The organism is Corynebacterium sp. ES2794-CONJ1 (genome assembly GCF_025660615.1).
Taxonomy (GTDB): Bacteria; Actinomycetota; Actinomycetes; order Mycobacteriales; family Mycobacteriaceae; genus Corynebacterium.
The window spans coordinates 48543-62453 of record NZ_JAOTIM010000001.1 but is presented as its reverse complement, the minus strand read 5'-3'; the positions used below and the strand labels follow the sequence as shown (position 1 = coordinate 62453).

The window sequence follows — 13911 nt, the reverse complement described above, 5'->3', positions numbered from 1 at the left end:
CCTGAAAGCCCTTCGGCGGCGCGCGCGTTATTGCGCTAGTATTTTGCTATGCCATATTTTCTCGTTGTGCCCTATTTCGTGTGCGAGGCGCTGGCCTTTTGGCTGGTATCCAAATGGCTGGGAGTGGGCGTAGCCCTTTTACTGCTATTTGCATTCTTCTTTGCAGGGCTATTATTAGCCGCAATTGAGATGCGCCGAGTTGCTCGTAGTGCCTCCCTAGGAAGCAGTGCTGGACAGGCGGTTGGAGATCTAGGTCTGCTTGCTGCGGGCGCAGTGGGTGTTGCTCTGCCCGGTTTTGTCACCACACTGATAGGACTTATTCTCATCATCGCCCCTACCCGGGCCGTCGTGCGCCGTCTTTTGGCTAAAAAACTACGAGCCAAGATCGCGGATCTAGGGGTACGCAGTTTCGAAATGACCCAGGGCTACCGCTCTCCGCACAGCTACGGCCACTTTGGGCCGGGGGCACAATCCCGTGCCTCAGGGAGCTCAGTGACCCCAACGGCCGAAACAATCGACGAGGAAGAGCTCAGCACGTGGTCGAAAAATCTTAATCCTGAAGATTTTGACGACCCCAAAAAGTCCTCATGAGGCATAAACCTTTGGTAATTTTTCTCGGCCGGATAGCGCTGAGCGCTTTTGGGGGCCTGCTAGTTTATAGCGGTTATCAACCCCTGGGGTGGTGGAAGGCGGCAATCGTCGGGGTGATTGTGCTCGTGCTATCGCTGAGCCCCTATAACGGTCGTGCTGTGAGTATGCGCAGTGGCTCTGTGATCGCTTTCGCCCACAGTCTCGTGGTCTACCTCCTGATGCTGCCGTGGATTGGTGAGTTTGTCGGAGCCTTCCCATATATAGCGCTAGCAATCTTTTTGGCACTGTATTCTCTTCTCTTAGGAGCAGGTGGAGCAGTTATACTCGCCCATCGATACGGTTATATCGGTTTCGCTTTTTACTATGTCACCATCGAGTTCCTGCGTTCCTCATGGCCCTATGGTGGCTTCGCGTGGGTCCGCCTAGCATGGACGCAGATTGATGGTCCGTTGGCATCCCTGGCATTTCTCGGGGGGCCTGCGCTGGTGAGTGCCATGATTTGTCTGCTCGCCACAACGCTGGCCCGCTGGAGAATGGATCTAGGCCACGGGCTGGTGCTCAGCCTTGTCGTGATTTTAAGCGCCACCGCCATCATGATGCCCCGAGGTGAAAGCACTGAGACGGTCACAGTCGCAGCAGTGCAAGGCAATGTGCCACGGCTGGGCCTCGATTTCAATGCCCAGCGGCGTGCAGTATTAGGCAATCACGTGGCAGAGACTGCACGGATCTCTGAACCTGTTGACTTCGCAGTGTGGCCAGAAAATTCTTCCGATGTCAACCCCTTCGAGGATGGGGATGCTCGGCGTTTGATCGATCAAGCGGTATCGCAGCTCAATGCGCCAATCCTAGTGGGCACAATTACTCGAGATGAGGCGGGGGCACACAATACAATGCAGGTTTTCGATCCAATTTCAGGACCAGGGGAGTACCACCACAAGAAATTTCTCCAGCCGTTTGGGGAATATATGCCCATGCGTGATTTTTTCCGTACTTTCTCCTCTATGGTGGATCTAGCCGGCAATTTCCAACCTGGACACGGAGATGGCACGGTAGCGATACGTGCAATGCAACTGGGACGCAACGTACGCGTTGGTATCAGCACCTGCTATGAAGTTGCCTTTGACCAAGCGGGGCGGGATGCCGTCAGAGCTGGAGCAGAAATTCTGTCCACTCCGACAAATAATGCCACATTCGGATTCAGCGATATGACCTATCAGCAGTTAGCAATGAGCCGGATGCGCGCGATCGAATTGGATCGAGCTGTTATTGTCGCGGCTACTTCTGGGGTATCAGCGATTGTGACACCCGATGGAAGTATCCAGTCTCGAACAGGAATTTTCGAGGCCAAGAATCTGACAGCTTCCGTGCCGCTGAAAGACAGTCTCAGCCCTGCGGCTCGTTTTGGCTCAGACATCGAGTGGGCCTTAGTCATGATGGGGCTTGTCGCTGTGGCGCTATCGATTGCATTAGTACGTCGGAAACTCTAGAGTCTTTTTCGCACCCACTTCCATAGAGCGACCGTGGGTATCTGACCTGTTAAAGGAGAATATCTTGAGCTCTCAGACTCTCGTCTTGATCCCAACCTACAACGAAGTGGGTAATCTTCCGCTCATCACCTCAAGGGTGCGTGCAAGTAACCCGGATGTTGATATTTTGATTATCGACGATAATTCTCCCGACGGTACCGGTGATTTGGCCGATGAACTAGCCAGCGGCGATGACCATATCTTCGTACTGCACCGCGAGGGCAAAGGCGGCCTACTCGGCGCCTATATCGCAGGGTTCCACTGGGGCCTTGAGCGCCACTACGACATTCTGGTGGAGATGGACGCCGATGGTTCCCATGCTCCAGAGCAATTGCACCGACTTCTTGACGAGATCGACCAAGGCGCTGACATGGTGATTGGTTCACGATACGTTTCTGGTGGGGAAGTAGTGAACTGGCCTCGCCATCGCTACCTCCTATCAAAGGGAGGCAATGTCTATATCTCTGTCGCTTTAGGGGCGGGCATCAAGGACATGACAGCTGGCTATCGGGCCTTTAGACGCGAGGTCTTAGAACAGGTGAATTTTGATGAGTTGTCCCGTGCGGGCTATATCTTCCAGGTGGATATGGCGTGGCGAGTGAATAATTTGGGTTTTGATATCCGCGAGGTTCCTATAACCTTCACTGAACGCGAAATCGGGGAATCGAAGTTGGATGGATCCTTTGTGAAGGATTCGCTGCTTGAGGTGAGCAAGTGGGGCTTGACTTATCGCAGCGAACAGGTTAAGGCGATCGCCAGAGAGAGTTATCATCTTATTGCTCACGAAGTTAAGAAGTGGCGTAAAGAACACTATATTTAATCGAAAAACCGCAGTGGACATATCCCACTGCGGTTTTCGCTATGCATTAGTGAACGTTTTCCTCTTCTGCGCGAGCGGCGGCTGCCTCTTCCTCCTGCTGCTTGAGAAGCCGAGCTGCGTTTCGACGCCGTCGGCGTAGCTGATCAATACGCTCTTCTAAGAGCTGGTCAAGCTCTTCGATTGAGCGCCGTTCCCGCAGCATATCCCAGTGAGTTCTCGGTGGTTTCGTGGGCTTAGCGGAGACTCCTTCACCCTCCATGAGATGACCGGTCTGGCCGTTCTTGCACTGCCAGGTCTCGGGGATTTCGGCGTCGTGAGCGAAGGGGACGTCATAGATGTCGCCTGTTTCGGTCTTATAACGGACCATCTGGCGAGGTGCTAGATCGTGGTCGCGGTCGGTTTCGTAGCTGACGGCACCCATTCGGGAACCACGGAGAACGCGGTCTGCCATAGTGCGAATCAGTCCTTTCCTTAAAAGTTCTTCCCCCGCTCAACAGCGGTATGGGGATTGACGCGAGTACCTTTTACTCACGGATCATTGGATATAACGTTACACCACGGTGAAAAGTTCCGAGTTGAGGTCTGTGACGGTTGTGCTGGGGGTCTAGTGACCTGGTTGCTAGACTGGGAAGAATGGCAGGTAAACGAGCGCTGGCGTGTCAGTGGTGTGGAACCGAAATAGAAAAGCCGCTACGCGGAAGGCCACGCAAATACTGCAGTCAATCATGCCGCCAGCGCGCTTATGAGCAGCGGAACGCGGTTGTAGGTACGGTCATTTCCTCCGAGGCTGTTATCATAACTCCTGACAGGGCTCATCAGCTTCAGGATTCGCTCTTCGAGCTGAGGTGCGCTGCTGAGGATATTCAAACTGCTGTTGCCGAGGGAGCGCATCCCGATGAAGTGGCTGCATTGTGCGCAGAATTAGTTGGGATCTCCAAAAGTATTGAGCAGTTGAGATTAAGGTAGGGTAATGAATCTAAAAGCGCGGATAGCAATTTTTGTGACGGTGACTGCGGTTGTACTCTTAGGTCTCTTCGCCCTAGCATCGGCGGTCATTCCTGTGCTATTGGGCCCCGGTATTAAGACGGGCAGCATAGACACGGCCGCTACCAAACCGGCCACCACCGATATAGACGGATATTGGACTGTAGTATACGGACGTTCTCCTCATATATCCTCAGTGGGATTTACATTTGGAGAGTTGCTGCCGTCGGACCGACGGACTACATCTGGATCGACCCGAGGCGTACGAGGGGATATCAAGATCGCCGGTGGAACCATTCAGTCAGGTCGCATTGAAGTTGATATGACATCTATTTCATCTGATAGGGAACGCCGAGATATTAATGTACGTCGAAAAATCTTCGATACCGATATCTATCCCACAGCTAATTTTAGGCTTACTCAGCCGGTAGATATCAGCTCTCTTCCCAGCAACGGTGCCGCGGGGGTAGTAAACATCACCGGTGAACTTACTATCAAGGACACTACACAGGAGATCACCAGTGAGTTTTTGGCCGTGCGCGATGGTGATCGAATTTCTATGAGTAGTACAATTGATATCAACCGCATCGACTATGGTGTGAAAACTCCTGACTTTGTGGCGGCAAAGATTGACGAGGAAGGCGAATTAAATATTCTACTGACCTTCGAGAAGATAAAACCTGAACCGGAAGACTCTGCATCGTGAATGATCCACGGATGCAACCGATGCTATGGCTGCGTCTAGTCGTGGTTGTGGCCTTTACCGCATATGTACTCATCCAGGGAAGCTATATCGCCGGTGGCATTGGCTTAGTCCTGGTGGTGATGATTAGTATCCAACTATACAGAATCCGAAAAACCATGAGAGACAGTCTTAGCAAGTAGAGATGCGAGCACACAAATAATGCCCGCTATTGTGTCACTGTGACATAATAGCGGGCATTACTTCATCTTGGCCTAAACCATAAAATTGTCCGATAATGTACATTATGTCATTTAGCTGACTTCCCCAAGGATCACCGACGCCGCGAACCGCGCCGTGTCGTCAACACCAGCTGGGCGGCATCTAAGGCACCATAGCGCATCAAGGCTTCCCGCAAGGCAAGCTGGAAAATCCACAAGCGCCGATACGTAATATCAAAACCATCCGCGGCCGCTTCTCGTAACTTGCCTTCAAAGATCTCGCGTTGCATTTTCAAGCCTTCGACATAATGACTACCACTATGTGTTTGCGATATGATTCTGCAGTGAGTGTGAGTGTCCACCAGACGGTGAATGTCCTCGGTCCTTAAATAATCCAAGGCTGGTGACACATAAGCCCTCAAAACTGCGAGGCTCTCCTCACTAGCCTTGGATCGCCTTTCAGTGGCGACCACAGTCTGCATCGCTATATAACCACCAGGGGCAATAACATCGTCTATGAACTTCATATATGCTTTTTTCGCACCCCCTCCCATATGCTCCAACTTCTCCACTGAAACAATCGCATCATAATTGCGAGACCACGTCTTGGGTGAAGGAAATAAACCGTCGATATGCTCCACTCTCACCGCTTGACTCAGTTCCGCTAAATCTTCACAATTGAGTATCCGGCGGATATAGCGCACGTATTCCATGTCGCTGCTGACAATGTCCACCGTGGCCTTTACATGTGCCGCAGCGAGTGCCATCGCTGGCCCCGAGGCCGGAAAATCTAAAATATGTGTACCAGTGCCCACGTGGGCAGACCGAAGAAGTTCATGGAGAGCTCGCCACTGAGCATCCGCTAAATCAGCACGCTCTACATGTGCAGGCGGCGACACCTCGGTAAGGTCAACGAAATGTGCTGCTGACTCTCGGCCGCGTCGAGCGCCAGGCGCGTAGCTTTTCACATTGATACGCTGTGTCGTTGGCACTCCCGAGGAAAATAGTGTGCCGTGAGGGCTCATCCCATCCCCGGAAAAATGCTTGTAGAGAGCTGCTGGGATCTCCGATCCGTCGTATATGCCACCCACAATCTGCCGAAAATGGCGCGGGCGATACTCAATCTCAATAAGTTTTTGCAGCACTGCTGGGAGGTCTGGCGCACTCCACTCGCCCGCCATAAACCCCTCGGCAAAACCCAACCAACCAGCATGAGCAATCCGATAAAAGAGCTCTTCACGCGCAACAACGATATCCGGCCGATCCCCCGTCAGAGCGATTTCCGCCTTCTGACAGGCTGCGGCAAATTCGGCTTCGCTGCGCCTAGCTCGAGCGGCCATAAGTCGCCCTGATGGAATGTGGGCAATACCAGGCCACGCCTCGGCGTCAATATATTCGAGGTGCGCCGCAAAATCGCGGTGCACAGAGCTAAATATCGCGATGACGCATCCCTCCGCTTCTCGAGTGCACAGTTTTTTTCTATTTTATAGGGCAATACGGGTGTACCCAGGCGCGGCACACGGAACAGTCACCGGGTAAAATTCCTGGATTTGGAATTCGCGGAAAATTCACGAAGACGAAAATCGAATTAGTTTTCAAATAGGAAATTGAGTGTGGCAGCGACTAACATGTTAAAAATCACACCACGCTGTCAGTGTGGTGCGAAAACACTAGTGTCAAACAACTAAGAATACATCCTTTATTTTCATCTTGATGAAAACCGATGTATGAGGAGAAAATTTTCATGCCTGAAACTCCATTCCGCCCCGAGGGTGGACGCCACCACGTCGTCGTCATCGGCTCCGGATTCGGTGGACTATTCGCTGTGAACAACCTGAAGAATGCGGATGTGGATATCACCTTGATCGACCGCACGAATCACCATCTTTTCCAGCCATTGCTCTACCAAGTGGCTACGGGCATTCTCTCGTCAGGTGAGATTGCACCAGCGACGCGCCAGATTCTCAACGAACAGGAGAACGTTAATATTCTCAAGGGCGAGGTGACCGATATCGACCTGCAAACCAAGACGGTTCGCACCGAACTTGGCGGTTTCCATAAATTGGTCTCCTATGATTCTTTGATCGTGGCCGCAGGTGCAGGACAGTCTTATTTCGGCAATGATCACTTTGCAGAATTCGCCCCAGGTATGAAGACTCTCGACGATGCTCTCGAGCTCCGGGCCCGAATCATGGGCGCCTTCGAGCGCGCGGAACTATCAGAAGATCTCGAAGAGCGCGATCGTCTCCTAACTTTCGTCGTTGTGGGTGCCGGACCTACCGGTGTGGAATTGGCTGGCCAGATCGCAGAACTCGCACATCGTACTCTATCGGGGGCGTATAGTCGCTGCAATCCCGCCAACGCCCGCATCATCCTGCTCGATGGGGCACCGCAGGTTCTTCCCCCGTTTGGCAAACGTCTCGGCCGCAACGCCCAGCGTTCCTTGGAAAAAATTGGCGTAACAGTCAAACTCAATGCAATCGTCACCGATGTCACCAGCAGTGCAGTGACCTATAAAGATACCGTGAGCGGTGAAAGCTTCACCATTGACTCCTATTGCAAGATCTGGTCTGCCGGTGTCGCGGCTTCCCCACTGGGCAAGCTCATTGCCGATCAGGCTGGGGTTGAGGTAGATCGCGCAGGCCGCGTCCCGGTCAATTCCGATCTCACCGTGGCCGATGAGAAAAATGTCTTCGTCATTGGCGATATGATGAACTACAACGGATTGCCAGGAGTTGCCCAGGTTGCTATCCAAGGTGCAGAGTACGTAGCAGATCAAATTGCTGCTGAAGTAGAAGGTCGCTCCGCTGAGGAACGCCCTGAATTCGAATACTTCGACAAGGGCTCCATGGCTACAGTCTCGCGCTTTAATGCGGTTGTTAAGCTCGGCAAGGTTGAAATCACCGGATTTATCGGATGGATACTTTGGCTTGTGGTCCACCTCATGTTCATCGTGGGCTTCCGTAACCGGTTCATTTCAATGATCTCGTGGGGCCTTAATGCCATGTCGCGCAAGCGCTGGCACTTGGCTACCACAAGACAGCAAATGCACTCGCGCACTGCATTGCAGAAACTCATGTCCAACGTCGACGACTATACAGATGCCCCCATTGAGGTTCGAGATACCTCCCGCTTTGGTCGTTCCTAATACGAGTTAAACCAAAAAACGCTGGGACACACCACTCTCCCAGCGTTTTTTCGTGCATGCCGCTAGCGGTAGTCTATCCTGTGACAAGCGCTCCTCTTTTCTAGGTAGAAAGTTAAATTTAGTGCCCTCCCTTGCTCATGCCCACCCCGATTTTGCTGCGATCATCGATCATCTCTATATATACGAAGATGGAATCCTAAACGAGGAACTCACCGTCAGATCGCCAAAAGAATTGGCCGAGGTCATTTCGACCTGTGAAACGGGAGATAATCGCTTCCTCTGGTTGAGTTTGGTCGAGCCCTCCAATGCTCAAATGCAGGATATCGCTGAGCATATAGCCCTCCACGAACTCATTACCGAAGACGCCGTGACTGCGCATCAGCGCCCCAAGGTAGAGCGTTACGACGATCAGCTTTTTGTAGTCGTGCGCAGCGTTAAGTACACAGATTTCGATATCAACGAAGAATCCGTGGTGCGCACCCGCCAAGTTATCTCAACGGGCGAAGTTCAAATGGTAGTGGGGCCGCGATCCATAATCACCATTCGGCATAATACCCCGCTCCCTGATGTGGCCAAGCGCTTAGTTCACCAGGACACCACGAGCTACGGGCCCATGGCTATCGCGTGGGCCATGTCTGACTGTTTGGTCGACGATTATATGATGATTTCGCGTGAACTGACCAAAGACGTCGACGAGCTCGAGGAAGAAGTTTTCACTCCGCAGTCTGATTTCAGTATTGATCAAATTTATTTGCTTAAGCGCGAGATCTTAGAAATGCGTCATGCCATCGATCCCCTAGCCCCTGCATTGCGCAGCTTACTTGGCAATAATGCAGATCTCATTGATGACCAAATTCACTCTTATTTTCGCGATGTTCTGGATCACGAGATTGTAGCCAAAGACGAGATTGCGAGCTGCGATGAACGCCTCACGAACTTGATTACCGCCGCTGTCGCAAAAGTCACGTTGCAGCAAAATACGGATATGCGTTCCATTTCTGCATTTGTTGGGATGGCGGCGGTACCCACCCTTGTGGCCGGTATTTATGGTATGAACTTCGCCAATATGCCTGAGCTGGAGACTCAATACGGATATTTCATCGTCCTTGCGATCATGGTCTCGCTCGTGATAGCGATGTGGCTCGCATTCAAAAAATGGAATTGGCTTTAGCCCACTTCCATCATCAAGCTGGGCCGTCATCGCTAGGATAGAGTCATGGATGCCTCACGTGAATTCGATATCATTATTTTCGGTGCCAGTAGCTACGTCGGACAACTAGTAACCCAGTACCTTCATGCACACTCGGAGCAGCTCAGCATCGCGATAGCTGGTCGCAATCACCATAAGCTTGCAGGCCTCGTTAATCGTCTCGAGGAACCGACTCCTCCAATCATCATTGCAGATGCCCTTGATAGCGCAGATATGGATCTGCTCGCACAGCGCGCACGGGTCATCATCTCCACGGTGGGGCCTTATAGCCACTACGGCGAAGAGATCATCAAGGCCTGCGCGCACAGAGGTACGGGGTATGTGGATCTAGCCGGAGAAGTTCCTTTTATTCGAAGCATGATCGATCGCTACCAAAAAGATGCAGTAAAATCCGGAGCGGTCCTCGTTTCTGCCTGTGGTTTCGATTCAGTTCCCAGTGATATGGGAGTTTACAGGCTAGCTCAAAAAGCAGAGGAACCGCTTCGAGAAGTGCGTATGATAGTGCGGAAGCTGTCGGGATCTCTATCCGGCGGAACGATAGCGTCGATGCAAGCAGTGAGTGCTGCCGCTCACGCAGATCGCCGGATTGCTTCATTGATCCACAATCCTTTCGCGCTCAATCCCGATCCGACGGCCGAGCGCGACCGTGCCCGCAGCATAGGTCTCCGACAACCAGACCTAGTTCGCGAACAATACCAGAATCGGTACTTAGCTCCGTTCTTTATGGCGCCCTTTAATACTCGTGTCGTTCGACGCTCTCAAGCATTACTGGGCCATCGGTACGGACGTGATATGCGTTATACCGAAGCGCTCGATTGCGGGCATGGATTGAAAGGGCTGATTGTTCGTGACCTTATTACCGGTCTTCTTGGCGCCGGTTTCGCGCTCCTAAGCCGCCCACGCCTGCGTAAGGCTCTCTCTTTCGTCATCCCGCAACCTGGGCAGGGTGCTAGGGAAAAGAATCTTCGTAAAGGCGGATTTATCATTGAGTTCATTGGCACTACCGAATCCGACCGGCAGATCAGTGTCACCACTAGCGCACTCGGAGACCCTGGTTACTATGTCACCGCCATGATGCTTAGTGAGGCTGCGAAAACCCTTGCTTGCCAGTACCGAGATGAAGCACCTATCCGCGGAGGCTTTTTCACCCCAGCGACGGCTTTAGGAGATATCTACCTCGATAGGCTACGCAGGGGTGGGATGAGCTTCAACTAATCGTGGGGCTTGAGAACCATGGTGCGCAGCGTCGATCGCGCTACCAGAGTAGAGCGGTGGAAGATATCAACGTGTATAAGTTGAGTTGATACACCAGCGTGGATGATGCTGGCTTCCGCGCTGAGAACACCGGCGCGAACCGGAGCGAGGAAGTCAGTATTGTTGTTTACCCCGGCGACCAGCTTTCCCGGCGCCTTGATGAGCCCCATAACCGATCCTACGGTCTCGGCGATGGCGCAGTATACTCCTCCGTTTACCAGCCCCATGGCCTGCAAATGGTCGTGGCTGATGGGCATCTCGGCACATACTTTATCGCGTTCTACCGTTGTAAAGCGTAAACCTAAACTGGTTGAATAGCCCCCGAGCAGCTCGTTAAGTTGAGCTAGTTCGCGCATATGCAAGCCCACCTCGGGAACCTCGGACAAGAGGTGAGTAAGTTCAGTGACGGTATCTGGATTTTCAGTAACTAAAGACATAGATCCAACCCTACTGAGGAAAAAAATAACCGCAACTATCAACCAGAGCCATCAACCGTGCACTCTCATGAGTCGAGATATGGGATCATTCACCGAACGAGGTATGCTAGGACACTATGAGTAACCACAGCAATTTGGCCCATATCGGGGTCGTTGGCCTGGCCGTCATGGGCTCCAACCTCGCTCGAAATTTTGCCCGTAGAGGACATACCGTAGCGGTCTATAACCGCAGCTACTCCAAAACCGAAGACCTCATGGAGCATTACGGTGATGAGGGACATTTCCTTCCCTCCGAAACCATCGAGGACTTTGTGGCCTCTCTGGAAAAGCCTCGCCGTGCAATCATTATGGTGCAGGCAGGCGCCGCTACTGACGCCGTTATCAACCAGCTGGCAGATGCTATGGATGAAGGCGATATCATCATAGATGGCGGCAATTCGCTCTACACGGACACGATCCGCCGAGAGAAAGAAATAGCTGCTCGCGGGCTCAACTTCGTGGGTGCAGGAATTTCTGGCGGTGAAGAAGGTGCCCTCAACGGCCCGTCGATTATGCCGGGTGGACCCGCCCGCACCTGGGACGCCTTAGGACCCCTACTGGAGTCTGTCGCAGCTGTTGTTGACGGAACACCCTGTGTCACGCATATCGGCCCTGATGGCGCCGGCCACTTTGTCAAGATGGTACACAACGGCATTGAATATGCCGATATGCAAGTAATCGGTGAGGCCTATCAGTTGTTGCGATACGGCGCACAGATGTCACCTGAAGAGATAGCCGAAGTTTTCCGCACCTGGAATAAGGGCGATCTCGATTCTTATCTTATTGAAATTACGGCTGAAGTACTCTCTCAGGTTGATGCCGAAACCGGCACTCCCCTCGTGGACTTAATTGTTGACCAAGCAGGTCAAAAAGGTACCGGCCGCTGGACGGTCAAGGCAGCGCTCGACCTAGGCATTCCTGTTACGGGTATCGGCGAAGCGGTATTCGCTCGAGCTCTTTCAGGTGCCGCAGCACAACGCGAGGCCACCGTAGGGACGCTCCCCTCTGGCGAATTAAGCTCGTTAGAGACTCTCGGTATCGATCGCGATACTTTCATCGAGGATGTACGCCGCGCTCTCTACGCCTCCAAACTCGTCGCCTATGCACAAGGATTTGACGAAATTAAAGCTGGCTCGACAGAGAATAACTGGAATGTGGACCCCCGCGACCTGGCAACGATCTGGCGGGGCGGCTGCATCATCCGGGCGAAATTCCTCAACAGAATTCGGGAAGCATACGATGCCAACCCCGAGCTCACGACCTTATTGCTCGACCCGTATTTCAAGGAGGAGTTGAGTGGCCTCATTGATTCGTGGCGTCGTATCGTAATCGTGGCAACTCATATTGGTCAGCCCATACCGGTTTTTGCATCATCGCTTTCCTACTACGATTCACTTCGAGCCGAGCGGCTGCCAGCTGCATTAATTCAGGCGCAGCGAGATTACTTTGGTGCGCACACCTACCGTCGCGTCGATAAGGAGGGCACCTTCCATACCTTATGGTCTGGTGACCGTACTGAAATCGAAACCTCCTAGGTTTACCGCCCAGCCCGCGCCCGCTACGTGTGGGGGGCGCGGGCTATAAGCTGGTTTTGCTGTAGATAAGGTGTAGGCTCTTCCTAATGACTACTTTTGCTGATCTCGGTTTACCCCCCGCCATTGTTCAGGCGATGCGTAAAGAAGGTATCGAGACTCCCTTTCCTATCCAAGAGGCGGCCATTCCCGACGCTCTAGCAGGCAAGGATATCCTCGGTCGAGGCCCCACCGGATCTGGAAAGACTTTCACTTTCGGTTTACCCACTCTAAGCCGCCTAGCTCAGTCGGGGGCCTCTACACCTGGGCATCCCCGTGCGCTCGTCTTAGTCCCTACGCGTGAGCTCGCAGCGCAAGTTCGTACCCGCCTCGACGATCCGGCAGCTGCCCTCGGTCTTCGCCTCTTAGACGTTGTCGGCGGAGTGAATATCAATCGACATATCCGAGCATTAGCGGCTCCCGTTGATCTTCTGGTGGCCACCCCTGGGCGGGCCCAAGACCTCATCGACCAGGGCTATCTTCACTTAGACCGGATCGAGACAACTATTCTCGATGAAGCGGACCAAATGGCAGATATGGGATTTTTGCCTCAAGTTACGAAACTCATGCGGGCTACCCCCCAGAAGGGACAGCGTCTCCTCTTTTCCGCCACCCTCGACGGCGACGTTGATAAATTGGTACGGGCCTTTCTCCGGAATCCAGTTACTCATTCAACAGCCGCCGTGGCTGCCAGTGTGGATACGATGAGGCACTATCAATTTATAGTGAAGGATCGCCAGTCCCGTGCCGATGTTGTGGAAAAAATTGCTGCTCGTGATGGTAAAACCATCATGTTTATGCGAACAAAACACGGCGTTGACCGCCAGGTAAAGAAGCTGCGCCGTGCTGGCATCAACGCAGTGGGCCTTCATGGCGACAAGGGTCAAAATACCCGTCAGAGTGCCCTTGGGGGCTTTAGTGAAGGTGAGATACCTGTTCTCGTTGCTACCGATATCGCCGCCCGCGGTATAGATATTTCCGATGTGGATTTGGTAGTACATATCGATCCTCCAGCGGAGCATAAAGCCTATCTGCATCGTGCTGGGCGCACCGCCCGCGCTGGAGCTAGCGGTGCCGTTGTAACTTTGGTGACCGAGGAGCAAATAGACGAGGTTAAAAAACTTCTGAGTAAAGCGGGGGTGAGCGCTAAAACACACCGCGTCAATGCTCACTCTGTTGAGCTCGCAACCATTACAGGCGCACAAAGCCCGACGTATAAACCGCTGGCACCTTTCGGACAACAGGCTCAGGCTAGCGACGGTCGCGGCCGTGGTAGCAGAACTAAGCGTTCTTCAGCTAGCGGTGGAGGGAATACCAGGCGCGCTCGGGGTTCGAGGCACAGTCAATCAAGAAATCGTGGCACCCGCTAGGCTATGATATTCCCGTAACGCGGTACTCCTATTTATGAGAAAGGTAGCTTTCTTCTCG

The 13911-nt window shown here is 52.8% G+C and carries 14 protein-coding genes; 11 read left to right on the top strand and 3 right to left on the bottom strand.

Annotated features, from left to right (window positions below; genetic code table 11):
• The first annotated feature begins 48 nt into the window (after positions 1-48).
• The 3 genes from N7326_RS00305 (at position 49) to N7326_RS00295 (ending at position 2937) form a co-directional block, all read left to right on the top strand.
• Complete coding sequence (locus N7326_RS00305; protein WP_259076974.1) at positions 49-591, top strand: FxsA family protein; 543 nt, start codon at positions 49-51, stop codon at positions 589-591.
• 17 nt (positions 592-608) lie between these two features.
• Positions 609-2078, top strand: a complete 1470-nt coding sequence (gene lnt / locus N7326_RS00300) for an apolipoprotein N-acyltransferase (protein ID WP_259077106.1) — start codon at positions 609-611, stop codon at positions 2076-2078.
• A gap of 64 nt (positions 2079-2142) precedes the next feature.
• Positions 2143-2937, top strand: a complete 795-nt coding sequence (locus N7326_RS00295) for a polyprenol monophosphomannose synthase (protein WP_396124695.1) — start codon at positions 2143-2145, stop codon at positions 2935-2937.
• Between the two features lie 46 nt (positions 2938-2983).
• Here the strand turns inward: N7326_RS00295 and N7326_RS00290 are convergent, their stop codons facing one another.
• A complete protein-coding gene (locus N7326_RS00290; protein ID WP_259076976.1) occupies positions 2984-3388 on the bottom strand; it encodes an RNA polymerase-binding protein RbpA in 405 nt (134 codons plus the stop codon).
• Positions 3389-3570: 182 nt separating this feature from the next.
• On the opposite strand from N7326_RS00290, the gene N7326_RS00285 reads away from it, so the two are divergent.
• The 3 genes from N7326_RS00285 to N7326_RS00275 are packed head-to-tail and all read left to right on the top strand — an operon-like array spanning position 3571 to position 4806.
• Positions 3571-3903 carry a hypothetical protein gene (locus N7326_RS00285; protein WP_259076978.1) on the top strand — a complete coding sequence of 111 codons (333 nt, stop codon included), beginning with the start codon at positions 3571-3573 and terminating at the stop codon, positions 3901-3903.
• 4 nt (positions 3904-3907) lie between these two features.
• Positions 3908-4627 (top strand): YceI family protein, encoded by a 720-nt coding sequence (locus N7326_RS00280; RefSeq protein ID WP_259289208.1) that lies wholly within the window; start codon positions 3908-3910, stop codon positions 4625-4627.
• A complete protein-coding gene (locus tag N7326_RS00275; RefSeq protein ID WP_259076982.1) occupies positions 4624-4806 on the top strand; it encodes a hypothetical protein in 183 nt (60 codons plus the stop codon). Before N7326_RS00280 ends, N7326_RS00275 begins: the two co-directional genes overlap by 4 nt.
• Positions 4807-4937: 131 nt before the next feature.
• Here N7326_RS00275 and N7326_RS00270 read toward each other — a convergent pair whose 3' ends face one another.
• Positions 4938-6164, bottom strand: a complete 1227-nt coding sequence (locus N7326_RS00270) for an SAM-dependent methyltransferase (RefSeq protein WP_259077108.1) — start codon at positions 6162-6164, stop codon at positions 4938-4940.
• A 404-nt stretch (positions 6165-6568) separates the two neighbouring features.
• Here N7326_RS00270 and N7326_RS00265 point away from each other — a divergent pair, with 404 nt between their 5' ends.
• From N7326_RS00265 to N7326_RS00255, 3 genes are all read left to right on the top strand, one after another.
• Positions 6569-7972 carry an NAD(P)/FAD-dependent oxidoreductase gene (locus tag N7326_RS00265; protein WP_259076983.1) on the top strand — a complete coding sequence of 468 codons (1404 nt, stop codon included), beginning with the start codon at positions 6569-6571 and terminating at the stop codon, positions 7970-7972.
• 121 nt (positions 7973-8093) lie between these two features.
• A complete protein-coding gene (locus N7326_RS00260; RefSeq protein WP_259076985.1) occupies positions 8094-9143 on the top strand; it encodes a magnesium and cobalt transport protein CorA in 1050 nt (349 codons plus the stop codon).
• A 45-nt stretch (positions 9144-9188) separates the two neighbouring features.
• Entirely contained in the window at positions 9189-10397 is a 1209-nt protein-coding gene (locus tag N7326_RS00255) for a saccharopine dehydrogenase family protein (protein WP_259076987.1), read from the top strand.
• On the opposite strand, the gene N7326_RS00250 is transcribed toward N7326_RS00255, so the two are convergent.
• On the bottom strand, positions 10394-10873 hold the full coding sequence (locus N7326_RS00250) for a PaaI family thioesterase (protein WP_259076989.1): 480 nt from the start codon (positions 10871-10873) through the stop codon (positions 10394-10396). The two genes, N7326_RS00255 and N7326_RS00250, sit on opposite strands and share 4 nt — an antisense overlap.
• A gap of 116 nt (positions 10874-10989) precedes the next feature.
• Here N7326_RS00250 and gndA point away from each other — a divergent pair, with 116 nt between their 5' ends.
• A complete protein-coding gene (gndA, locus tag N7326_RS00245; protein ID WP_259076991.1) occupies positions 10990-12447 on the top strand; it encodes an NADP-dependent phosphogluconate dehydrogenase in 1458 nt (485 codons plus the stop codon).
• Between the two features lie 86 nt (positions 12448-12533).
• A complete protein-coding gene (locus N7326_RS00240; protein ID WP_259076993.1) occupies positions 12534-13853 on the top strand; it encodes a DEAD/DEAH box helicase in 1320 nt (439 codons plus the stop codon).
• Positions 13854-13911 lie beyond the last annotated feature (58 nt).